We start from the raw sequence: 21523 nt of genomic DNA, 5'->3' as shown, positions 1-21523 counted from the left end.
GTAGACTCGTGCGCCGTCAGCCTCCATAGCTCAATGGATAGAGCAACGGCCTTCTAATCCGTAGGTTGCAGGTTCGAGTCCTGCTGGGGGCGCTCAGAGCGGGTCCTCACCCGCGTCACAGCCGACATCGGCGACGGGGTCGGGGCGGATGCCCCCGGCATTCGGAGGCGCAGGAAGTCTCCGCCACTCGTGCGCAGGTCCGCGGAGGTCGCATCGTGCAGATCCCCGACCGCACGATCGAGCCGTGCTTTCTCCGCCGGGCCGAGGACCGAGCAGCCGGGCGACGGCGTCCGAGCCCCTCGCGCTTCCGCCCCCAGGCATCCGCCGCCTCACGACGCCACCCTCGGACATCGCTCACCGACGTCTTCCACACGACAGGTTTGCCTCACCTTACTTAGGTACTGCTAACCTTTATTCGGCCCCGCCCCTCTTCCGACGAAAGGTCCCTCCGTGAAGCGTCTCGCCGTCCTCCCTGCCCTGCTGGCCTCTGCGACTCTCGCCCTCACCGCCTGCTCCGCCGGCGGCGCGGGCGCCACTCCCGAGGGGGACTCCGCCGGCGCGGTGACCTTCACCCATCCCACCCTCGCCGACCTCGAGATCGCCTTCGACGAGCAGCCCGACACCCTGGTCATGGACTGCTACGCCTACAGCTCGCTGCACGAGTACGGGGTCGAGCCCGACGCCCTGTTCGGCTTCGACTGCGAGAATCCCTTCGTGATGGGCGACATCGACATCAGCAGCATCGAGCGGGTCGGGCAGGACGGCGAGATCGACGTCGAGAAGCTCGCCGCGCTGCAGCCCGACGCCGTCATCGGCCACGGCGATGCCGCGGGCTGGTCCTGGTTCGACGAGTCCGTGAACTCGCAGCTCACGCGGGTCGCACCGTTCATCCCGCTGCCCAGCGCCGAGACCATCGACGAGGAGATCGAGGCGACCCGCGACGTGGCGGGGTTCCTCGGCGGGGACGTCGACTCCGAGGCCGTGACGCAGGCCGACGCCGACCTCGAGACCGCGAAGGAGGAGCTCGCCGCCGCGCTCGAGGGCAAGGACCTCTCGATCATGCTCGCCAGCCCCACCAAGGAGATGCTGTACACCGCCGTCGGCTTCCAGCAGGCCGCCCTGCTCGAGGAGGCCGGCGCCACCGTCGTCGGCGGCGAGGCACCGGCCGAGGGCAACCCCTGGGGCAAGGTCGCCTGGGAGGAGGCCTCCTCTCATCCCGCGGACGTGATCCTCATCGAGGGCTACGGCGAGGACTACTCCTTCACCGCCGACCTGTGGGAGGAGCTGCCCGCGGTCCAGGCCGACCAGCTCGGCAGCTGGGGCTCCAAGGGCGCCATGACCTCGCGCGCCTACGCCGACTGGCTCACCGAGGTCACCGCCCTGGTGGAGTCCGCGGACGACGTCGCCTGAAACCGGATGACGCCCCCGTCCCCGCCCGGCACCGCACGCAGGGACCTCGCCTCGGCCGCGCCGGAGGACAACGCGGCCCGCCCGGCCCTTCTCCGTCGGCGGCGACTCCTGCTGATCCCCCTCGCGCTGCTGTGCCTGATCGCCCTCGGCGCGAGCATGCTCGTCGGCTCCCGTCCGATCCCGCCCGACGAGGTGCTGCGCTTCGCGCTGCGCCCCGACCCGAGCGAGGAGATCTCCCAACTGGTCTGGCTCTCCCGCATCCCCCGCACCGTGCTGGTGCTGCTGGCAGGGGCGGCGCTCGGCGTGGCCGGGGGCCTGATGCAGGCCGTCACCCGCAACCCGATGACCGATCCGGGGATCCTCGGGGTCAACGCCGGCGCCTCGCTCGCCGTGGTCGCGGGCCTGGCCTTCTTCGGGTTGACCGACATCTCCCAGTACATGTGGTGGTCCTTCGCCGGCGCCATGGTCACCTCCGTGCTGGTCTTCGCAATCGGCACGACGGGCCCGGCCCGTGGCAACCCGATCCGGATGACCCTCGCCGGCGTCGCGCTGGGCGCGGTCCTGTCCGGGTTCACCTCGGCGGTGCTGTTCACGAACTCCGAGGTGCTCGAGCGGATGCGCGGCTGGTCCGCCGGGACCACCGCCTCCCAGCCGCTGGAGGCGACGCTGCAGATCGCCCCCTTCATCCTGGCCGGTCTCGTGATCGCGGTGCTCAGCGCGCGGGCGCTGGACGTTCTCTCCCTCGGCGACGCCGCGGCCGTGGCGATGGGTGCCCATCCCCAGCGCACCCGCGTGGTGGTCCTGATCGCGATCGCGCTCCTGGCGGGCGGTGCGACGGCGGCGGCCGGCCCCATCGGGTTCATCGGCCTGCTCGCCCCGCACCTCGCCCGAATGCTGGTCGGCCCGCACCAGGGCTGGATCATGGCCTGCTCCGTGCTGATCGGGCCGATCGTGCTGGGCCTCGCCGACTCCCTGGGCCGGGTGCTCACCGCCGGGGAGGTGCCGGTCGGCGTGGTCACCGCCTTCATCGGCGCGCCGGTGCTGATCTACATGGTCCGTCGATTCCGCGTCTCGGAGGCCTGAGCGATGACCACCCTCGATTTCGGGCGCCCCATGCTGCGCCTCGGCCCGGCGCACCGCCCGCTCATGCTCCTGGATGCCCGCTCGGTGCGGCTGTGCACCGGGCTGTGGACCGCGACCGTGCTGGTGGCTGTCTGGGCGGTGCTGTCCGGCGCCGCGGGCATCACCCCCGCCGAGGGCCTCGCCGCGCTCGTCGGCCGCGGCGACGAGTACTCGACCATGGTCGTCGCCGAATGGCGGGCACCGCGCATCGTGATGGCCGTGCTGCTCGGCGCCTGCCTCGCGATCAGCGGCGCCCTCTTCCAGAACCTCACCGCCAATCCGCTGGGCTCGCCCGATGTGATCGGCTTCCAGACCGGCTCCTACACCGGAGCCCTCGTGGTGATGCTCCTGCTCGGAGGCGGGACCACCGCCGTGATCGCGGGTGCCCTGGTGGGCGGGCTCGTCACCGCCCTGATCGTGTTCGCGCTCGCCTCCCGGCGCGGCGCGGTCCGCGGGGTGCGGCTGATCATCGTCGGGATCGGGGTCAGCGCGATGCTGGCCTCGGTGAACGTGTGGATCCTGCTGACCGCCACGGTGGAGGACGCGATCATGGCGAGCCTGTGGGGAGCGGGGAACCTCTCGGGCATGTCCTGGCCCCTCGTCGTGCCAACGCTACTGGTCTCGATCGTGTTCCTGGTCGCGGCCGCGCTGCTGGCGAGGCCGATGAAGGTGACGCAGGTGGGCATCCCCTTCGCCACGGCCCTCGGCCAGAACGTCCGCGCCGTGCAGATCGCCGCGGTCGTGGTCGGCATCGGCCTGATCGCCCTGTCCACCGCGACGATCGGGCCGGTGTCCTTCATCGCGCTCGCCGCCCCGCAGATCGCTCGGCGCCTGGTGCGGGCCGACGGGCTCGCGCTCGGCCCGACGGCCGCGCTCGGCGCGCTCCTGCTGCTGCTGGCCGACGTGATCGCCCAGCGGGTCGACCCCGATTCCCCGCTGCCCGTCGGCATCGTCACGGTGTCCATCGGCGGGATCTATTTCCTGTGGCTCCTCATCAGAGAAGGGAGGACGCGATGACCCGCCTCCTCGTCGACGACGCGGCGCTCGGCTACGCCGACCACCTCGTCTGCCCGAACGTGTCCGTCGCGATCCCCGACCAGCGCTTCACCGTCATCGTGGGCCCGAACGCGTGCGGGAAGTCCACCGTGCTCAAGAGCCTCACCCGGCTGCTGACCCCGAGCAGCGGGCAGGTCCTCCTGGACGGGGAGGCGCTGCACCGCCTGCCCACCAAGTCCCTCGCCCGCTCGATCGGCCTGCTGCCGCAGGGTCCCGTGGCGCCCGACGGGATCCGCGTGGTCGACCTCGTGATGCGCGGCCGCTACCCCCACCAGCGTCTGTTCTCCCCGTGGTCGCCCGAGGACGAGCAGGCGGTGATCGCGGCGATGGAGGCGACGAGCATCCGCCACCTCTCCGGCCGTCTGGTCGACGAGCTCTCCGGCGGGCAGCGGCAGCGCGTGTGGATGGCCGTCGCGCTCGCCCAGCAGACCTCGATCCTGCTGCTGGACGAGCCGACCACCTATCTCGACCTCAGCCACCAGATCGAGCTGCTGGAGCTGTGCCGGTCGCTGAACCGCGAGACCGGCACGACGCTGGTCGCGGTGCTGCACGACCTGAACCAGGCCGCCCGCTACGCCGACCACCTCATCGCGATGAAGGACGGTGAGGTGGTCGCCGCCGGCGACCCTCACGAGGTGCTCACCGAGGACCTGGTGGCCGACGTGTTCTCGTTGGACGCCCGGGTGATCGTCGATCCGGAGTCGGGCACCCCGCTGGTCGTGCCGCGCTGGCAGCACTGAGCCGACGTGCCCCCTGCACGGCGCCGGACGCACCGCACGAGCGACCGCGGGCGCGGGCGCGGCGTCTGCGCGCACGAAGCCCCGGTAGCGTGGGGTCGATCCTCGCGGGGCCCGTCGCCGGCCCGCGTCCGACCGACGAGCAGGAGCCGTCCCGATGATCCTCAAGGTGCTGAGCTTCGGCGCGATCGCGCTGCTGATCCTGCTGCGCCTCGCCCGCACCCGCTTCGGCGCACGGCTCCTGGGCATCTCGCTGCGGGTGCTGAACATCGTCTATCTCTTCGCGCTGGTGGTCGCCGGGATCCTCGCCGTCATCCTCGAGCAGTGGATCCTGCTGACCGTCGTGGTGATCCTGCTGGCGATCAGCCTCGTCGAGGAGATCCGTCGACGCTCGGCGCAGGCACCTGCCCGGGACGGAGACCGTCCTCGTCGAGGATGACCCGGGGTCGATATCCGGCTGCGCGAGGAAATGCTCGTCGCGGCTGACCACGAGCAGGCCGTTCCGGGCGGGGGCGGCGAGGCCGCGGGTCTCGACGTCCCGGTCCGCGCCGAGGGTGTCGTAGTGCGCGGGATCCGTGTCGCCGTCCTCGATCGCTCGCAGCGCTTCGGGCCGCGACCGGAGGCCGAGCAGGTCGGCGACGGCGGCTCCTGTGCGCAGCGACAGGTTCTGCGGCAGGCGGCCGACGGTGCCGGTCACGCCCTCGCGTCACAGGCCGTCATCCGTGCAGTCAGCGGCCGCCTCCCGCCTCGCCCAGCGCCTTGCTGTGGGCCGAGGACTCCCGGTTCCAGGTCTCGACCCAGGCCGGAAGCTCCAGGTCCGCCGGCGGTTGCCCGACCAGGTCCAGCACCTCGCTGACGTCGACGGAGCCGCCGGACCTGCGCAGGAAGCGCGCCCGGATCACGGCGTCGGCGATGACGGCGTCGCCGCGGCGGAACACCTGCTCCATGTAGATCCAGCGCTCGTCGTGGCCGATCACGCGGGTGGCGAGGTCGAACTTCTGCCCGAGCGTGAGGGACTTGCGGTAGGTGATGGTCTGTCCGGCCACCACCGGGTACCAGCCGGCGTCGGTGATCCGCTTCCAGAAGCCGGAGCGGAGCATGAGGTCCATGCGGCCCAGATCCATGATCGAGAGGTAGCGGCCGTTGTTCATGTGGCGCTGCACGTCGAGATCGGCGGGGTTCACGCGGAAGCTCGCATGGGAGGTGTCCCAGATGCCGAGCGGGGACTTCCCGCGCACGCGCAGGAAGAACAGCAGCATGCGGAGGTACATGTTCATGGCGGCTCCCTCCTGGGGCACTCGTCGGCTCGTCTTCGAGGCCTGATGACCACAGAGTAACGTGCGGTCGTCGTCGAGCCGCACCCTAGCCCGCGCGGGCACTCCCCCGGCAGGCCCGCCCAGGGGCGAGAGGCCTCGCGCTACTGTTGTCCGGTGACCTCCAGCTCCACTCGTGCCATCAACGACCGCATCATCTGGGTCGACTGCGAGATGACCGGCCTCGACAAGCAGCGTGATGCGCTGGTCGAGATCGCCGTCCTCGTGACCGACGCAGATCTGAACATCCTCGGGGACGGCGTCGACGTCGTGATCAAGCCCCCGGCCGAGGCGCTGCAGGGCATGGACCCCTTCGTGGTGAACATGCACACCGTCTCCGGCCTGCTCGAGGAGCTCGACGGCGGCATGACCCTCGCCGAGGCGGAGGCGCAGTGCCTCGCCTACGTGAAGGAGTTCTGCCCGGAGCCCGGCAAGGCGCCGCTGGCCGGCAACAGCGTGGGCACTGACCGCGTGTTCCTGGAGAAGGATGTGCCGCAGTTCGCGGCCTGGCTGTCCTACCGCACCATCGACGTCTCGAGCCTCAAGGAGCTGGCCAAACGCTGGTTCCCCCGCGTGTACTACAACACCCCTGCCAAGCACGGCGGGCATCGGGCGCTCTCGGACATCCGCGAATCCATCCAGGAGCTGAAGTACTACCGCCAGGTGCTCATGGTCCCCGAGCCCGGCCCCACCACCGCCCAGGCTCAGGAGGCCGCCCGTGCCTTCGAGCTGCGAGATACCCAGGAGACTGCCGTGACCGACACCGCTGCCCGCCCGCACCTGCCCTGGCTGGACCGCCCCTCACATCACACCTGGCTGGAGGCCGAGGGCGATGAGCTGCTCATGTTCGGCGCCGAGTCCGTGCGGGAGGACGGCGGTTTCGCGTGGCTCAACTCCCAGGGTCAGCCGGACCTCTCCCGGCCCGCGGAGCTGTGGATCACCTGCCGCATGACGCATTGCTTCGCGCTCGGCCACCTGATGGGCCGGCCCGGCCTCGGCCGTCTGGCCGATCACGGGCTTACGTCGCTGCGCGGCGTGTTCCGCGATGCCGAGCGCGGCGGTTGGTACTCCGCCGTCGCCGATGGCTCCCCAGTGGATGACTCCAAGCAGGCCTACGCCCACGCCTTCGTGGTGCTCGCCGCCGCGAGCTGCACCGCCGCGGGCCGGCCCGGGGCGCGGGAGCTGCTGGATGAAGCCCTTACGGTGCTGGATGAGAAGTTCTTCGACGAGGCCGCGGGCATGAGCGTGGACTCCTTCGACCGCACCTTCACCGACTGCGAGCAGTACCGCGGCATCAACGCGAACATGCACACGGTCGAAGGACTGCTGGCCGCCGCGGATGTCACCGGGGAGCGGCGCTGGCTAGATCGCGCCGTTGGCATCGCCACCCGGGCGATCGACGAGTTCGCCCGTGCGAACGACTGGGCGCTGCCCGAGCACTTCGACGTGGACTGGAACCCGCTGCTGGACTACAACAAGGACCAACCTGCCCACCCCTTCCGGCCCTACGGCGCGACGATCGGCCACTGGATCGAGTGGGCGCGTCTGGTGCTGCACGCCCGCGCAGCGCTGATCGCTCTGGACGGCGAGGCGCCGGAATGGATGCTCGAGGCCGCGACCGCGCTGATGGAGAAGTCCGCTGCGGCGTTCGGCGCCGATGGTCAGCCCGGCTTCGTCTACACCGTGGACTGGGACGGCACGCCCGTCTCGCGTGAGCGCATGCACTGGGTGCCGGCCGAAGCCGTCGGCGCCGCAGCGGTGATGTACCAGGTCACGGGCGAGCGGGTGTGGGCTGAGCGGTACGAGCAGTGGTGGGAGTACATCTCCGCCTACCTGCTGGATCCGGAGGACGGCTCATGGTTCCACGAACTGGATCAGAACAATGCACCGCAGGGTGTGACCTGGCCGGGCAAGCCGGACATCTACCACGCCTACCAGGCCACGCTGATCCCCCGTCTGCCGGTGACGCCCACGCTCGCCGCCGCGATGCGGGACGGGCTGCTGGACTCCACCCTCTGAGCTGAGCGTACGAAACTCAGCTGACCGCACCGTATCCAGCTGAGCGCATGTGACAGGGCGCCGACGGTCCGCGTGACCGCCGGCGCCCCGTCAGCTGCACAGCCTGTCTTGCGCGAGTCGGCTCAGTCCTCCTCGAGGCGCGCGACCGCGGCATCCAGCCGCTGCACCTTCCCGTCCAGCTCCCCGCTGCGGCCAGGCCGGATATCAGCCTTCAGCACCAGGGAGGTGCGGGAGCCGTAGCGGGCGGCCTCCATCGTGGCGGCCTTGACCACTGCCATCACCTCATCCCACTCCCCCTCGATCTCGGTGAACATCGAGGAGGTGCGAGTGGACAGTCCGGAGGCGCGCACCACGCGCACCGCTGCGGCCACCGCGTCATGCACGCTCGCGGCATCGGAGCTGTCATCGAGGGAGCGGGTGAGCGATGGGTCCGACGGCTCACCGGTGGGCTGGACGGAGAAGGCGACGATCATGCCGCCAGTGTGGAGGGCCGGCGGGGCGCGGGCAAGACGCATGGAATATCCTCCGCGGCGCTGAGTTCCCGGTGCAACGCGTCTCACACCGCCGGACGGGCATCTCGAGGCGACTTCCCCGGTGAGAGGCAGTATGATCGTCTCCTGTCGCGCCCACGCGGCGCGCATGGTGGTCGTAGCTCAGTTGGTAGAGCTCCTGGTTGTGGTCCAGGCGGTCGCGGGTTCAAATCCCGTCGATCACCCCACGAAAACGCCCTGGTCACAGGGCGTTTTTCACATTCTCAGGGGTGCCGTTCCAGCGTCTGGACACCATCGGCGTCGCCCGCGGCTTGTGCCCGCCCACAGCAGCACGGGATCATCGGCCCATGCACACTCCCCGACGTGTCCTGATCACCGGTGCCACCGGCGGTATCGGCGCCCACCTGGCCCACACCTTGCGCGATGAGTACGACCTTCTCCTGCACGGCCGCGACCCGAAGAAGGCACCCGAGGGGGCGCAACTGAGGTTCGCGGATCTGGAGGACTACGACGAGGTGCTCGCCCTCATGGACGGCGTGGACACCGTGGTGAACATGGCCGGCGCCGCCGCGCCGGACTCCTCCTGGGAGGCGGTGCTGGCAGCGAACCTCGTCGGCGTGCGCAATGTGCTCGAGGCCGCCCGCGAGGCGGGGGTGCGCCGCGTGGTGCTCGCCTCCTCCAACCACACGATGGGCATGTATGACCGGCATGAGCAGTGGCCGGTCTACCCCACACAGGTGCCGCGCCCCGATTCACTCTACGGCGTCTCGAAGATATTCGGCGAGGCCTTGGGCCGCTTCTACCACGACGAGCACGGCCTGGACGTGATCAACCTGCGCATCGGCTGGTTCAGCGAGAACCCGCTTGAGGCCGATGAGGACATTCTGCGCGCCATGTGGCTGAGCCCCGGGGACTGCACCCGCGTGGTGCGCTGCGCGATCGAGGCGGCGGTGACGCACGGTGAGTTCTACGCGATCTCCGACAACCCGAACCGTCGCTGGTCCATGACGAACACGACGCTCGAGCTGGGCTACCGCCCGCAGGACTCGTGGACAGAGCTCGAAGGCGCCCGCGAGGACGTCGTCGAGGGCGGCGCCGCGGTGCGCGACTCCTGGCCGGCGGACTCATGAGCATCCTCGCCCGAGTGCTGCGAGTGCTGCTGGCGCTCGTGATCCTCGCAGCGCTCGTGCACAACGCGGTCACGTCGGCCCGGGACGGGCTGCTGGCGCAGAACATCTCCTTCTTCACCAACCAGTCGAACCTCGCCCTGGTGGTGCTGATCGGCGCCTGGATGGCGCTGGGGTCCCGGCGCTCGGCCTGGTTCGATGATGTGCGCGGCGCCGTGACGTTCTACCTGGCCATGACCGGGATCATCTATGCGCTGCTGGTGGCGCCGCTGGATGAGCTGCTGCGCTGGGACATCGGCTGGACGGGGATCGTGCTGCACCGCCTGGCGCCCCTTGCCGCGCTGGCGGACTGGCTGCTCACCCCGCGCATCCACCGCCCTCGCTGGGCGCGGGTGCCCCTGTGGCAGATCTACCCGATCATCTTCCTGGTGCTGACGTGGATCCGTGGCGGCATCACCGGCTGGTACCCCTACGCCTTCCTGGATCCGACGGCCTCTTCCTGGGGCCAGGTGCTGGTGACCACAGCGGTGGTGCTGGTGGCGTTCCTCAGCATCGCGGTGGTGATCCACCTGGTGCAGGGGCGCCTGCGTTCCCCTGCGAGCGAACCGCGCACCACTGATACCCCGCAGGGGTATATGATCGCGTCTACGGATACCCCCTCCCGGTATCCCTGATTCGATCCAAGGAGCCCTCATGACCACCACCGATTTCACCGTCACCGGCATGACCTGCGGCCACTGCGAGATGTCTGTGCGCGAGGAGGTCTCCGAGATCCCCGGCGTCACCGCCGTGGAGGTCAGCTATGAGACCGGCCTACTGCGCGTCACCTCCGAGGCGCCGGTGGATTCCGATGCCGTCCTCGCGGCCGTCACTGAGGCCGGGTACAGCGCCAAGCAGGCCTGATCCCTCATGCCCACTCCCTCGTCGCCACCCCCTGCCCTCACCGAGATCGAGCTTGAGATCGACGGGATGACCTGCGCGTCCTGTGCGAACCGGATCGAGCGCAAGCTCGGCAAGCTCGAGGGCGTCAGCGCGAGCGTCAATTACGCCACCGAGAAGGCGCACGTCAGCGCTCCGGACACGTACACGGCGCAGGACTTCGTGGACGTGGTGAAGCAGGCGGGCTACAGCGCCACGATCCCCGCCCCGCCGACGCCGAGCGGCGACGGCCCGGCTGATACCGCTGCCGATGAGGACACCGATCCGGAGCTGGCCTCGCTGCGGCAGCGGCTGATCATCACCGCGCTGTTGACGGTGCCCGTGATCGTGCTGTCCATGGTTCCGGCCCTGCAGTTCACCCATTGGCAGTGGCTGTGCCTGACGCTCACGGCACCAGTGGTGGTGTGGGCGGGCTGGCCCTTCCATCGGGCGGCTGCGGTGAACCTCCGTCACGGTGCCGCGACGATGGACACGCTCATCTCCGTGGGCACTCTCGCCGCATTCCTGTGGTCGCTGTACGCCCTGTTCCTCGGGGAGGCCGGGCAGCCGGGACTCACGCACGAGTTCACGCTGCGCATCGAGCCCTCGCACGGCTCGGCGAACATCTACCTCGAGGTCGCCGCGGGCGTGACCCTGTTCATCCTGCTGGGGCGCTACCTCGAGAAGCGGTCCAAGCGCCAGGCCGGGGCCGCACTGCGCGCACTGCTGGACATGGGGGCCAAGGAGGTGGCGATCCTCGAGGACGGCACCGAGCGGCGCATCCCCATCTCCGAGCTCGCCGTCGGGCACGAATTCGTGGTCCGGCCCGGCGAGAAGATCGCCACCGACGGGGTGGTGCTCTCCGGCACCTCCGCGGTCGACGCCTCGATGCTCACCGGCGAGTCCGTGCCCGTCGAGGTGCGCGAGGGCGATGCGGTCACCGGCGCCACCGTCAATGCCGGCGGGCGACTGCTGGTGCGCGCCACCCGCGTGGGATCCGATACGCAGCTGGCCCGGATGGCCACCATGGTGGAGGAGGCCCAGTCCGGCAAGGCGGAGATCCAGCGCCTGGCCGACCGGGTCTCCGGCGTATTCGTGCCCATCGTCATCGTCATCGCGATCGGGGTGCTCGCGGCCTGGCTGCTGACCGGCCACGGCCCGGAGCAGGCCTTCACCGCCGCAGTTGCCGTGCTGATCATCGCCTGCCCCTGCGCCCTGGGACTCGCGACCCCCACCGCCCTGCTGGTGGGCACCGGCCGCGGCGCACAGCTGGGCATCCTCATCAAGGGCCCCGAGGTGCTGGAGTCCACGCGGCGCGTGGACACCGTGGTGCTGGACAAGACCGGTACCGTCACCACCGGACGCATGGAGCTGATCGACGTGATCCCGGCCGACGGGATCGACCGCGCTGCGCTGCTGCGCCGGGCGGGCGCCCTCGAGGCGGCATCAGAGCATCCGATCGCCCAGGCCATCGCCCGCGCCGCGGCGGAGCACGGCAACCTCCCGGAGGTCACGGACTTCGCGAACCTCGCCGGCCGCGGTGTACGCGGAAGCGTCGAGGGTGCGGAGGTCCTCGTGGGGCGCAGCGGGCTCGTGGAGGGCGCGAAGCTGCCCGCCGACCTCGTTCAGGCGAAGGAGGATGCCGAGTCCCGGGGACGCACCGCCGTTGTGGTCTACCACGGCGGCAGCGTCGAGGGACTGCTGGTGGTGGCCGATGCGGTGAAGCCCACCAGTGCCCGCGCCATCGCTCAGCTGCGGGACCTGGGGCTCACCCCGATCCTGCTGACCGGGGACAATGAGCGCGCCGCCCAGCAGATCGCCCGCGAGGTGGGGATCGACCAGGTTCGCGCCGAAGTCCTCCCCGAGGACAAGATCGCCGAGGTCACGCGCCTGCAGCAGGCCGGCCACGTGGTTGCGATGGTGGGCGATGGCGTCAATGACGCCCCTGCCCTGGCCCAGGCAGACCTGGGGCTCGCGATGGGCACCGGGACCGACGTGGCGATCGAGGCCGGGGACATCACCCTGGTGCGCGGTGATCTGCGCGCCGCGGCCGATGCGATCCGCCTCTCCCGCCGCACGCTGGGGACCATCAAGGGCAACCTGTTCTGGGCCTTCGCCTACAACACGGCGGCGATTCCGCTCGCGGCGCTGGGCCTGCTGAACCCCATGCTGGCCGGGGCCGCCATGGCGTTCTCGAGCGTGTTCGTGGTAGGCAACTCGCTGCGCCTGCGCTCCTTCCGCTCCCACGCCGATGACCCCTCCCCTGGCGATGACCACACCCCCCGCCGATGACCACGCCCCCACCGATGACCGTGCCCTCTCGGCTTCTGGACACTGAAATGAGCTGCCGTGACCACCACTGATCACATCCCCTCCCCCGCCCCGCAGGGCACCCCCGGAGGGCCCGATGCTTCCGCTGCACCCATCACCTCCGATGCCTGCTGCGCTGCCACTGGCGAGCATCATCACGGATACATCTCCGATAAGTCCCGCTACCTCGCCCGGCTGAAGCGCATCGAGGGGCAGGCCCGGGGGCTGCATCGCATGGTCGATGAGGAGAAGTACTGCATCGACATCCTCACGCAGATCAGCGCGCTCAAGAGCGCCCTGGACTCGGTGGCGATGGGCTTGCTGGATGATCACCTGCAGCATTGCGTGCTCGATGCCGCCCGCTCCGGCGGGGATGCCGGCGAGGAGAAGCTCAAGGAAGCCTCCGCGGCGATCGCGCGGCTGGTCCGTTCCTGAAGGCCACGTCGGGCCGGACGGCAGCTCCCCCGCAGCGGGCGGGGACTAGAGTCGTGCGCGTCCCGTACCGTCTGGAGGAACCACTGCCGATGTCTGCCACCCCGTTGATCGCCCAGTCCGTCGTCGCCGGATATCCCGGCCAGAGGGTCCTGGAGGGCATCGACCTGGAGATCACCCCGGGGATGGCGCCGCTGGGGCTGCTGGGCGAGTCCGGGTCCGGCAAGACCACCCTGGTGGACGTGCTCGCCGGGGCGATCCGGCCGAGCGCCGGACAGGTGACCTGGCGGGGGCGCAACGTTTCGCGCATCCGCGGCCGGGACAAGAAGGACTTCCGCGCTGCCGTCCGCTTCGTCTCCCAGTACGAGATGACGATCCTGGACCCGCGCGAGACCGTCGCGAACCGTCTGGACCGTGCCGCAAAGGAGGCGCGCAAGGGCGGGCGCACCCATGGCATCTCTGCCGCGGACATGCTGGCCTCGGTGGGGCTCGGACCGCAGTACCTGACGCGCACGATGCGCACTCTCTCCGGTGGGGAGACGCAGCGGGTGGCTCTGGCGACGGCGCTCGCCACCCGTCCGGAAATTCTGGTGCTCGACGAGCCGCTGACCGCCGTGGACCCCAACACGCGCGCTGAGCTCGCCGCAGGGCTGCGTGCCACCATCGAACGTCTGGGCATCGGCGTGCTGCTCGCCTCCCATGATCTGGAGCTGCTGCAGCGCCTATGCCCGCAGATCGCCTACCTGGGGCAGGGAAGAATTCTCGCCCGCGGCACCCTGGGCGAGGTGCTCTCGCACACCGAACATGAGCAGATCCGCGATCTGGCGATCGCGAACCCGCTCGCGGTGCAGCGCTTCCGCTGAGCGCAGTCTCGCGCCGGACGCACAACCGTCGGCGCTGCTGCTGTCCGGCCTGCTCGTCGTGGTTCTCGCGGTCACAGCGACCGTTCTGCTGACACGCGAGGGCCGCCCAGACTCCGCCACCGCACCTATCTCGGCCGCGCCCGCAGCGCTCATGGACGCCGACGGCATGACGCTCACGGAGCTGGAGGCCTTCAGCACCGAGACCCCGGTGCGCAAGGAGCTCCAGGCCGAATGCATCGCCTGGGCCGTCATGGCCCAGCAGAGCGGTGACTACGCGCCGACCCCTCACGATGGGACAGGCGCGGCGGGCATGACATATACCGGCAGTCCCTACCACGGCAGCGGCGAAGCACTGCGTCGCTGGGCGCTGCGCGGCTGGTACAGCGAGGGCGATCTGTCCCGGTGCAACACCTTCGCCGCCCCCGAGGACACGGTGCTCTGAGCCCGTCGCACGTGAAAGCCCCCGCCGGATATCCGACGGGGGCTTTCTCACGGGTGCGCCATCAGGGATTCGAACCCCGGACCCGCTGATTAAGAGTCAGCTGCTCTAACCAACTGAGCTAATGGCGCCAACGGAGAAGAACCTTACCGCGCCCCGGAGCGCTGTCCAACTCGATTCCGCGTTCTGTGAGCGAGCGAACAGGCAAGGGTGCAGGTCGCGTGCGGTGCCGGGGGTGATGCGGTGACGGCCTGCCCAGGACGGCCTATCCAGCAGGTGTGATGTGATCGCCTAGACTCGGTCCGTCCAGCGTCGTCGACGCGGAAGGGTTCGGCCCGACCGCTGCAGGAGGTCAGCGTGAGGATCGCGGTCACCGGTGCCACCGGGGTGCTCGGCCAGGAGGCGGTGGAGGCGCTGGTCGCTGTCGGCCACGAGGTCACCGGGATCACGCGTCGCGACTCCGGGATCCCGATCGTCGAAGGCCGCGGGGGGCGGGCCATCGTCGCCGATGTGTTCTCCCGTACCGACCTCACCCGCACCTTCCGCGGCCATGACGTGGTGATCAACACTCTCGCGCATGTGCCTGTCGGTATGGCGGGGCTGCGTCCGCTGGCCTGGCGGGAGGATGACCGGTTGCATCTGGAAGCCTCGGTCGCGGTCGCGGAGGCCGCCGCGCAGGCGGGTGCCCGCAAGCTCATCCAGGAGTCCACCGTGTACCTGTACGGCGACAACGGCTCGGACTGGATCGGCGAGGACCAGCCGCTGTCGGTGCGCAACCAGGCCTTCCGCCCGCGCGTGCGGGAGATGCGGGCGGCCGTGGACTTCGCGACCTCTGGGCGCAGCGCCGTGATCCTGCGTCTGGGGCAGCTGTTCGGCCGCGATCGGCACACCACCCATGGGCTGAAGGCCGTGCGCAATGGGGACCCGCTGCTGCTGGGCAGACCGGAGCAGTACATCACCCTGCTGCACCACTCGGATGCCGGGCGCGCCTTCGTGGCGGCGCTGCGGGCGGACTCCGGGTTCTACAACGTGGGCGGGGAGCCGATCACCAAGAAGCGGTGGGCGAAGGACCTCGGTATGGAAGCCGGAGCCGATGCGCCGGCGAAGTTCTACCCGGAGATCACCCAGGCTCTCGTGGGTACGCGTCTGGACACCCAGCGCCGCTCTCTGCGGGTCTCCTCGGTGCGGTTCATGTCCGAGACCGGGTGGCGGCCGACGGTGGGCCCCTCCACCCCTGGCTGGTCGCGCCGCTGAAGAGGTGTCGGCGGCGACGCTCTGTCCTCGCCGCAGTGCCGCAGGACGCCTGCGATACCGCAGGGAGCCGCGATGCTGCAGCGCTCGGCCCCGAGCCCGGCGCGCAGTCCCGTTCGTGGAACGAGGATGGCTCATCGATCGGGGATACTCGAGGGATGAGCCGCTCCCCCGTCGACCCTGTCCCGCTCGCCGATGACGCCCGGTGCCCCTGCGGCACCGGCGAGGTGCTGGGCTCCTGCTGCGCGCCGGTACTGCGTGGTCAGCGCCGCGCTGCCACCGCCGAGGCGCTTATGCGCTCGCGGTACACCGCCTTCGCCGTGGGCGATATCGACCGCGTGATGGCGTCATGGCATCCGAGTACGCGACCGCTGCGCTCGGCGCTCGAAGCATCCCTCGGGGAGGAGTCCCGCTGGCTGCGCCTGGAGGTGCATCGCACCGAGCAGGGCGGGCCCTTCGACGACGACGGGGTGGTGGAGTTCACCGCCCATGGCAAGCGCGAGGGCGGTCGCTTCCGCCTGCACGAGATCAGCCGGTTCACGCGTGAGGACGGGGTGTGGCGCTACCTGGACGGGACGGTTCAGCGCGACGGGCGCTGATCCGCCCCGAGAGCCACCTCCGAGGGCCGCACAGACAACGGCGCCGACCACCCGGCAGGGTGATCGGCGCCGTGTCGTATCCGCGCCGGGCGGTCAGTTCTTCTTCTGGGCCTTGCGGCGCTCCTGGAGACGCTCCGCCGCACGCTGGGCGGAGGCCTCCTCGGGATCCTCGCGACGGCCCGATAGGACGACGGCTGCCGCGATGCCCGCGCCGATCAGCACCACGCCGATGACGCCGCCCGCGATCGCGACCGGGAGCGCGGGGGTCTTGCCGTCATCGGCGGCCGAAAAATCCTTGATGGAACCGACCAGCTCGTTCTTCCAGCGGGTGACGGCGTTCTTGGGGTTCACGCGGTCCAGGAGCTCGTCGATGTCCGCGGCGAGGTTGTCCTGACGGCGGTAGGCCTCATCGCGCATCTCGTCCAGGCTCTTCTTATCGGCCACTGGTTCCTCCGGTTCGGCTGGGGCTCGTTCTCGTGCGGGCAGCGTCGGGGCGCTGCGCGACGATCGTGCTGATCGTATCGTGACGCGGCAGGCGGTGGATGGTTCAGGCGCCGGTGCGGGCCAGGAAGTCCTCGGCGCCTCCCACCAGCTCCACGTGACCGGTCTCGACGTCGGCGGTGGCCATGCGCACAATCTCGGCGGCGAACTCCTCCACGGAGTACAGCTTCCCGGCGGCCTCGCGGCGGGCCTCGAGCGCTCCGGGACGTGCCCGGTCCAGGAGCGTCGCGGTGACGGTGCCCTCGATCATGTCCGCGGAGACCACCACGAAGCTCACGCCCTTCGCGCTCATCTCCTCGATCCGCGCGGTCAGGGCGTTCTCCCCGGCCCGCTTGGACCGGGCTACCTGCTCGTACTCCGGCATGGTCTCGACGTCGTCGATGAAGTGGGCCTGGTGGCTGGTGACGAACACGACGCGTCCGCCGTTGGTCATCCGCGCGAGCCCAGCGGTCAGCGCGTCGCTTTGTGCATCCCGGTTCAGCCGCATCGCGTAGTCCTCGCCGAGGTCCTTCTCCATCCCGCCGGAGGCGTTCAGGACCAGCAGGTCCAGGCCCCCGAAGGTGTCCACGGCGGTGTCCATGAGCGTGGCGACGGCGTCGGCATCGGTGAGGTCGGCGCCGACGGCCACGGCCTGTCCGCCCTTCTCCTGGATGCCGGAGACCACCTTGTTCGCCCGCGGTGCCTTCTGTCGGTAGTTGACCACGACGTTCGCGCCCTGCTCGGCGAGCAGCGCGGCGGTGGCGGCTCCCACCCCGCGGGAGGAACCGGTGACGACGGCGGTCTTGCCAGCAAGGGCGCTCATGGGGACTCCTGACGGGATCGATGATGGTGGATCCAGCACGGGCGCCGGTGCGCGCGGGCGTGCGCTCGCGGATCCGCTCGGGCTGGTGGGCCCCGAGCCTACCGGAGCACTGCGTGCAGACCGCTAGGCTGGGCGGGCGCGCGAGTGGCGGAATTGGTAGACGCGCTGGATTTAGGTTCCAGTGCCTGAGGGCGTGAGGGTTCGAGTCCCTTCTCGCGCACGCTGGTCTCCCGCGGCACGCTGCCTCCGGACCACATGCCAGCACAGGCCACCGATCATCACGGCACCGCACACCAGGAGGACGCTGGTGGTGGCCGCCTGGAACACCGCCATCACGAGGGAGCGGGCCACCGCGATGCCCACAGCCCATGCGGCGGCGGCAGCTGATCGCGCAGCGGCGCGGGCAGCGCGAAGGCGGGGTGGGCCAGGGTGTCGGGCACCGGGTCACCGAACCACAGGCCCGTCTGACCCCCGAGGACCTCGGCAGGCGCTGGGCCCGTATCCCCTGCCCGCCGCCATGCCGTATGACCAGGATCTCTCGAACGCGCCCGGGCGACGTGGGCGGCGTCACCCCGTACCCTGGGGCGTGACACCCTTCGCACCGGTCACGACGATCTCGGGAGGTTTCCATGACGCTGTTCGGCCTGGTCCGTCACGGACAGACCGAGTACAACCGGCAGCATCTCTTCCAGGGATCCTCCGACATCCCGCTGAACGAGACCGGGATCGCCCAGGCGCATGCAGCGCTGGACGGGCAGCCGACGGTGGACTGGGACGTCGTGGTCACCTCCCCACTGCGGCGAGCCGAGCAGACCGGTCGGATCATCGCACAGGACCATTCCATCCCCTTCGGCGGCACCGATCCGCGCCTGGTGGAGATCGACTGGGGCGCCGCGGAGGGCCAGGACGTCACGGAGATGCAGGACCGCTATCCGGGCCGCTCCTTCCCCGGCCGGGAGGATCACCAGGCGGTGGCCGATCGCGGCGTCGACGCGCTGGAGTCGCTCGAGGAGCGCTACCCGGACCAGAAGGTCCTCGTGGTGGCGCATGGGACGCTGATCCGATTCATCCTCTCCGGAGTGATCCAGCGCCCGCTGCCCTCGCTTCCCAACGGCGCCCTGTCCCTGGTGGAGCTGACGGATCTGACCTGGCGGGTCTCTCTCATCGCGGGGCAGCCGGTGGAGCATGCCGTGACGCTGCCCAGCCGGGATCACCACCCCCGCTTCCGCCTCGATCCCAGCCACCTGACCCCGTCCACCGAGCATGGGCTCACCGGGGAGCTTCTGCGCCCTACCGACCCCGCGAGTGAGGAGACCTCCCGATGACACCCCGTACCGCCCTGGACACCGAGGGCGCCTGGTTCGAGCGCTCCCACATCTCTCAGCTGCGTCGGCAGCTGCCGATCTGCTACGTGGACGTGATCCCGGTGCGCACCGAGGTGGACGGCTCGATCGCGGAGGTGGGGCTGCTGCTGCGAGCCTCCGGAGAGGGGCAGATCGTGCGGGCGATCGTCTCCGGTCGCGTCATGGTCCACGAAACGCTGCGGGAGGCGATCTCGCGGCACGTGGAGAAGGATCTGGGGCCTATGGCGATGCCGCGCATCCCCGTCTCCCCCACTCCCTTCACGGTCGCCGAGTACTTCCCCACCCCGGGGCAATCCGCCTTCCACGATCCGCGCCAGCACGCCATCTCGCTGGTGTACATCGTGCCGATCGACGGGGAGAGCGCTCCGCAGGAGGATGCGCTCGAGCTGAGCTGGTACACGGTCGACGAGCTGCTGGGGGCCAATACCCCGCTCGATGAGATGGACGGTGGGCGCGATGCGCTGGTGCGCCGCGCCCTTGCCCACAGCGGACTGATCTGAGCCGAACTCAGGGCTGCGGGGACTGCGGGGGGAGCCGCCGGGCGATGTGCGCGGCGAGCGCCCGGAACGCCTTGCCGCGGTGGGAGATGGCGTCCTTCTCCTCGGGGCTCAGCTGCGCCGCGGAGCGCATCTCGCCGTCCGGCTGGAACAACGGGTCATAGCCGAAGCCGCCTTCGCCGCGCCGCTCGCGCAGGAGGATGCCGGGCATCTCCCCGCGCTCAACATGCTCGACCGGCTCAGCACCCGGCACCCCGCTGCGGGGGTCCACGAGCGCGGCGGCGCACACGAAGCGCGCTGCCCGGTGCGCATCGGGGACATCGGCGAGCTGGGCCAGCAGCAGGTCGTTGTTCGCGTCATCGTCGCCGTGTCGGCCGCTCCAGCGGGCGGAGAAGATCCCGGGCGCCCCGCCGAGCACATCGACAGCGAGTCCCGAGTCATCGGCGACCGCGAGCAGACCGGTGGCGCGGGCGGCAGCGCGGGCCTTCAACAGGGCGTTGCCCTCGAAGGTCACCGCGTCCTCCACCACCTCCGGCAGGTCGATGCCAGCGGCGGAGATCACCTGCTCAGTGTGAAGGCCCGGCACCGCGGCGGTGAGGATCCGCTGCAGCTCCCGCAGTTTCTTGAGGTTGGAGCTGGCGAGGATCACCCGGGCGGCAGGCGGCAGGGTGGGCATGCCTGGGCTGCTCATCGCTGCTCGGCGAGGACGTCGCGCTGGATCGCGGCGAGCTGCTCGCAGCCGGCGGTTGCGAGGTCCAGCAGGGCCCCCAGCTCAGCGCGATCGAAGGGCGCGCCCTCGGCGGTCCCCTGCACCTCCACAAAGGCCCCCGAACCGGTGACCACGACGTTCATGTCGGTGCCGGCGTCGACGTCCTCGCGGTATTCGAGGTCCAGCAGCGGACGGCCGTCGACGATGCCGACGCTGATGGCGCTGACCGAATCGGTGAGCACGGTCTTCGCGGCGGGGATGGAGCTGTGGCGCTTGCCCCAGGTGATCGCATCGGCGAGCGCTACGTACGCGCCGGTGATGGCGGCGGTGCGGGTGCCGCCGTCGGCCTGGAGTACGTCGCAGTCCAGCTGGATGGTGTTCTCTCCGAGTGCTTCCATGTCCACGACGGCGCGCAGGGAGCGGCCGATCAGCCGGGAGATTTCGTGGGTGCGGCCGCCGATCTTGCCCTTGACGGATTCGCGCGGGGAGCGGGTGCTGGTGGCGCGCGGCAGCATCGCGTACTCGGCGGTGACCCAGCCGGTGCCGGAGCCGGTCTTCCAGCGCGGCACGCCTTCTGTGAAGCTCGCGGTGCACAGCACGCGGGTGCGCCCGAATTCGATGAGCGCGCTGCCCTCGGCCTGGTCCTGCCAGCCGCGGGTGATACGCACCTCGCGCAGCTGGTCGGGGGTGCGGCCGTCCACGCGGTCGCCGGCGGGGGTGGGGGCGCTCGAGGTCATGGAGATCCTTCCGGGAATGGTGCGGAAACCTGCGGGGAGGTCAGGGATGCACGTGCAGGATATCCATCGGCCGTACCAGGGTGATCGGGCCGGTGTACTGCTCGCGGGCTTCCGCGAGCGGGATCTGCGGGTCGGTCCAGGCCGGCACATGAGTGAGCGCGAGCTGCTTCACACCCGCGCGCTGGGCGCACTCGCCGGCGCGCTTGCCGGTCAGGTGCACGCCGGTGAAGTGGTCGTCGCGCCCTTCGATGTAGCCGGCCTCGCACAGGAACAGGTCCGCGTCGGCGGCGAGCTCATCCAGGGCGGGGCATTCATCGCAGTCCCCGGAGTACACGAGGGTGGAGGCGCCGTCGGTGATGCGGAATCCGTAGGCCTCCACGGGGTGGATCACCAGGCGGGGTTCGAAGCTCAGGGGGCCGATGGTGAACCGCTCGGCGTCAGCGAGCACGTGGTGCTCGAAGGGTGCGCGGCTCACGCCGTCGGGGATGATGCCGTTGCGGCCCAGCACGGCGGCGATCCGGTCCGGCAGCTCGGCGGGGGCGTGGATCGGCAACGTGCCCAGGTCGTCGCGCTCGTGGTAGGCCCAAAACACCTCCAGGCCCGTGACGTCCAGGTAGTGGTCCGGGTGCAGGTGGGAGATGATCACGGCATCGAGATCCGCGGGGTCCAGCACACGCTGCAACGGGCCGAAGGCGCCGGATCCGAGATCCAACAGGATGCGCCAGGTGCGGCCGGAGGCGTCCTCATGCTCCAGCAGGTAGCTGGAGGCGGCGCCATCGGGGCCGGCGAAGCTGCCGCAGCAGCCGATCACGGTGATCCTCATCAG

General features: G+C 70.3%; 24 protein-coding genes and 4 tRNA genes. 20 read left to right on the top strand and 8 right to left on the bottom strand.

The features are described 5' to 3' along the window. Positions 1 to 19 precede the first annotated feature (19 nt). From MU407_RS07395 to MU407_RS07370, 6 genes are all read left to right on the top strand, one after another. Positions 20 to 92: transfer RNA gene (locus MU407_RS07395), tRNA-Arg, on the top strand. A gap of 358 nt (positions 93 to 450) precedes the next feature. Next, positions 451 to 1410, top strand: coding sequence for an ABC transporter substrate-binding protein (locus MU407_RS07390; RefSeq protein WP_246956494.1), 960 nt, complete (start codon positions 451 to 453; stop codon positions 1408 to 1410). A gap of 6 nt (positions 1411 to 1416) precedes the next feature. Continuing rightward, positions 1417 to 2493, top strand: coding sequence for an iron chelate uptake ABC transporter family permease subunit (locus MU407_RS07385; protein ID WP_102235142.1), 1077 nt, complete (start codon positions 1417 to 1419; stop codon positions 2491 to 2493). Between the two features lie 3 nt (positions 2494 to 2496). After that, positions 2497 to 3549 carry an iron chelate uptake ABC transporter family permease subunit gene (locus tag MU407_RS07380; protein WP_102235141.1) on the top strand — a complete coding sequence of 351 codons (1053 nt, stop codon included), beginning with the start codon at positions 2497 to 2499 and terminating at the stop codon, positions 3547 to 3549. Next, entirely contained in the window at positions 3546 to 4328 is a 783-nt protein-coding gene (locus tag MU407_RS07375; protein WP_102235140.1) for an ABC transporter ATP-binding protein, read from the top strand. Before MU407_RS07380 ends, MU407_RS07375 begins: the two co-directional genes overlap by 4 nt. Before the next feature lie 154 nt (positions 4329 to 4482). Then, the gene (locus MU407_RS07370; protein ID WP_102235139.1) at positions 4483 to 4764 is read left to right on the top strand and encodes a hypothetical protein; all 282 of its coding nucleotides are present in this window, start codon (positions 4483 to 4485) and stop codon (positions 4762 to 4764) included. A gap of 289 nt (positions 4765 to 5053) precedes the next feature. On the opposite strand, the gene MU407_RS07365 is transcribed toward MU407_RS07370, so the two are convergent. Continuing rightward, positions 5054 to 5602, bottom strand: a complete 549-nt coding sequence (locus MU407_RS07365; protein WP_102235138.1) for an acyl-CoA thioesterase — start codon at positions 5600 to 5602, stop codon at positions 5054 to 5056. Between the two features lie 153 nt (positions 5603 to 5755). Here MU407_RS07365 and orn point away from each other — a divergent pair, with 153 nt between their 5' ends. Continuing rightward, positions 5756 to 7657, top strand: a complete 1902-nt coding sequence (gene orn, locus MU407_RS14470; protein ID WP_246956492.1) for an oligoribonuclease — start codon at positions 5756 to 5758, stop codon at positions 7655 to 7657. Positions 7658 to 7779: 122 nt separating this feature from the next. Here the strand turns inward: orn and MU407_RS07355 are convergent, their stop codons facing one another. Then, the gene (locus MU407_RS07355; protein ID WP_102235267.1) at positions 7780 to 8130 is read right to left on the bottom strand and encodes a thiamine-binding protein; all 351 of its coding nucleotides are present in this window, start codon (positions 8128 to 8130) and stop codon (positions 7780 to 7782) included. A 169-nt stretch (positions 8131 to 8299) separates the two neighbouring features. Between MU407_RS07355 and MU407_RS07350 the strand changes: the two genes are divergently transcribed. From MU407_RS07350 to MU407_RS07315, 8 genes are all read left to right on the top strand, one after another. Further along, positions 8300 to 8375: transfer RNA gene (locus tag MU407_RS07350), tRNA-His, on the top strand. Between the two features lie 120 nt (positions 8376 to 8495). Beyond that, positions 8496 to 9278: an NAD(P)-dependent oxidoreductase gene (locus tag MU407_RS07345; protein ID WP_246956491.1), complete on the top strand. Its 783-nt coding sequence runs from the start codon at positions 8496 to 8498 to the stop codon at positions 9276 to 9278. Beyond that, the gene (locus tag MU407_RS07340) at positions 9275 to 9949 is read left to right on the top strand and encodes a Pr6Pr family membrane protein (RefSeq protein ID WP_199173852.1); all 675 of its coding nucleotides are present in this window, start codon (positions 9275 to 9277) and stop codon (positions 9947 to 9949) included. The genes MU407_RS07345 and MU407_RS07340 overlap by 4 nt, the downstream gene beginning before the upstream one ends. 19 nt (positions 9950 to 9968) lie before the next feature. Then, positions 9969 to 10178, top strand: coding sequence for a heavy-metal-associated domain-containing protein (locus MU407_RS07335; RefSeq protein ID WP_102235135.1), 210 nt, complete (start codon positions 9969 to 9971; stop codon positions 10176 to 10178). Between the two features lie 6 nt (positions 10179 to 10184). Next, positions 10185 to 12485, top strand: coding sequence for a heavy metal translocating P-type ATPase (locus MU407_RS07330; protein WP_246956489.1), 2301 nt, complete (start codon positions 10185 to 10187; stop codon positions 12483 to 12485). 132 nt (positions 12486 to 12617) lie between these two features. Continuing rightward, a complete protein-coding gene (locus MU407_RS07325) occupies positions 12618 to 12938 on the top strand; it encodes a metal-sensitive transcriptional regulator (RefSeq protein ID WP_102235266.1) in 321 nt (106 codons plus the stop codon). 89 nt (positions 12939 to 13027) lie between these two features. Continuing rightward, positions 13028 to 13798, top strand: a complete 771-nt coding sequence (locus tag MU407_RS07320) for an ATP-binding cassette domain-containing protein (protein WP_102235133.1) — start codon at positions 13028 to 13030, stop codon at positions 13796 to 13798. After that, complete coding sequence (locus MU407_RS07315) at positions 13740 to 14240, top strand: hypothetical protein (RefSeq protein ID WP_146007686.1); 501 nt, start codon at positions 13740 to 13742, stop codon at positions 14238 to 14240. The genes MU407_RS07320 and MU407_RS07315 overlap by 59 nt, the downstream gene beginning before the upstream one ends. 54 nt (positions 14241 to 14294) lie before the next feature. On the opposite strand, the gene MU407_RS07310 is transcribed toward MU407_RS07315, so the two are convergent. After that, positions 14295 to 14368: transfer RNA gene (locus tag MU407_RS07310), tRNA-Lys, on the bottom strand. 226 nt (positions 14369 to 14594) lie between these two features. Here MU407_RS07310 and MU407_RS07305 point away from each other — a divergent pair. Then, positions 14595 to 15491 carry an NAD(P)-dependent oxidoreductase gene (locus tag MU407_RS07305; RefSeq protein ID WP_102235131.1) on the top strand — a complete coding sequence of 299 codons (897 nt, stop codon included), beginning with the start codon at positions 14595 to 14597 and terminating at the stop codon, positions 15489 to 15491. 155 nt (positions 15492 to 15646) lie between these two features. After that, complete coding sequence (locus MU407_RS07300; protein ID WP_246956487.1) at positions 15647 to 16087, top strand: YchJ family protein; 441 nt, start codon at positions 15647 to 15649, stop codon at positions 16085 to 16087. Positions 16088 to 16180: 93 nt separating this feature from the next. Here the strand turns inward: MU407_RS07300 and MU407_RS07295 are convergent, their stop codons facing one another. After that, a complete protein-coding gene (locus MU407_RS07295; protein ID WP_246956485.1) occupies positions 16181 to 16531 on the bottom strand; it encodes a hypothetical protein in 351 nt (116 codons plus the stop codon). 103 nt (positions 16532 to 16634) lie between these two features. Further along, complete coding sequence (locus MU407_RS07290; protein WP_246956483.1) at positions 16635 to 17390, bottom strand: SDR family oxidoreductase; 756 nt, start codon at positions 17388 to 17390, stop codon at positions 16635 to 16637. Between the two features lie 138 nt (positions 17391 to 17528). On the opposite strand from MU407_RS07290, the gene MU407_RS07285 reads away from it, so the two are divergent. From MU407_RS07285 to MU407_RS07275, 3 genes are all read left to right on the top strand, one after another. Further along, positions 17529 to 17610, top strand: a tRNA-Leu gene (locus MU407_RS07285). 409 nt (positions 17611 to 18019) lie between these two features. Further along, positions 18020 to 18715 (top strand): histidine phosphatase family protein, encoded by a 696-nt coding sequence (locus MU407_RS07280; protein WP_246956481.1) that lies wholly within the window; start codon positions 18020 to 18022, stop codon positions 18713 to 18715. Further along, the gene (locus MU407_RS07275) at positions 18712 to 19254 is read left to right on the top strand and encodes a DUF4916 domain-containing protein (protein WP_102235127.1); all 543 of its coding nucleotides are present in this window, start codon (positions 18712 to 18714) and stop codon (positions 19252 to 19254) included. Before MU407_RS07280 ends, MU407_RS07275 begins: the two co-directional genes overlap by 4 nt. 7 nt (positions 19255 to 19261) lie before the next feature. Here the strand turns inward: MU407_RS07275 and rdgB are convergent, their stop codons facing one another. From rdgB to MU407_RS07260, 3 genes are read right to left on the bottom strand one after another with little or no spacing between them, the layout of a single operon-like run. Continuing rightward, positions 19262 to 19942, bottom strand: a complete 681-nt coding sequence (gene rdgB, locus MU407_RS07270; RefSeq protein ID WP_246956479.1) for an RdgB/HAM1 family non-canonical purine NTP pyrophosphatase — start codon at positions 19940 to 19942, stop codon at positions 19262 to 19264. Continuing rightward, positions 19939 to 20697, bottom strand: coding sequence for a ribonuclease PH (gene rph, locus MU407_RS07265; protein ID WP_246956477.1), 759 nt, complete (start codon positions 20695 to 20697; stop codon positions 19939 to 19941). Before rph ends, rdgB begins: the two co-directional genes overlap by 4 nt. Before the next feature lie 40 nt (positions 20698 to 20737). After that, complete coding sequence (locus MU407_RS07260; RefSeq protein ID WP_246956475.1) at positions 20738 to 21520, bottom strand: MBL fold metallo-hydrolase; 783 nt, start codon at positions 21518 to 21520, stop codon at positions 20738 to 20740. Positions 21521 to 21523: the final 3 nt, after the last annotated feature.

The sequence above is a fragment of the Brachybacterium sp. Marseille-Q7125 genome (genome assembly GCF_023062615.1).
In the GTDB taxonomy this organism is placed as follows: Bacteria; Actinomycetota; Actinomycetes; order Actinomycetales; family Dermabacteraceae; genus Brachybacterium.
The sequence above is the reverse complement of the archived record's forward strand: the minus strand, read 5'-3'. Positions and strand labels throughout refer to the sequence as shown.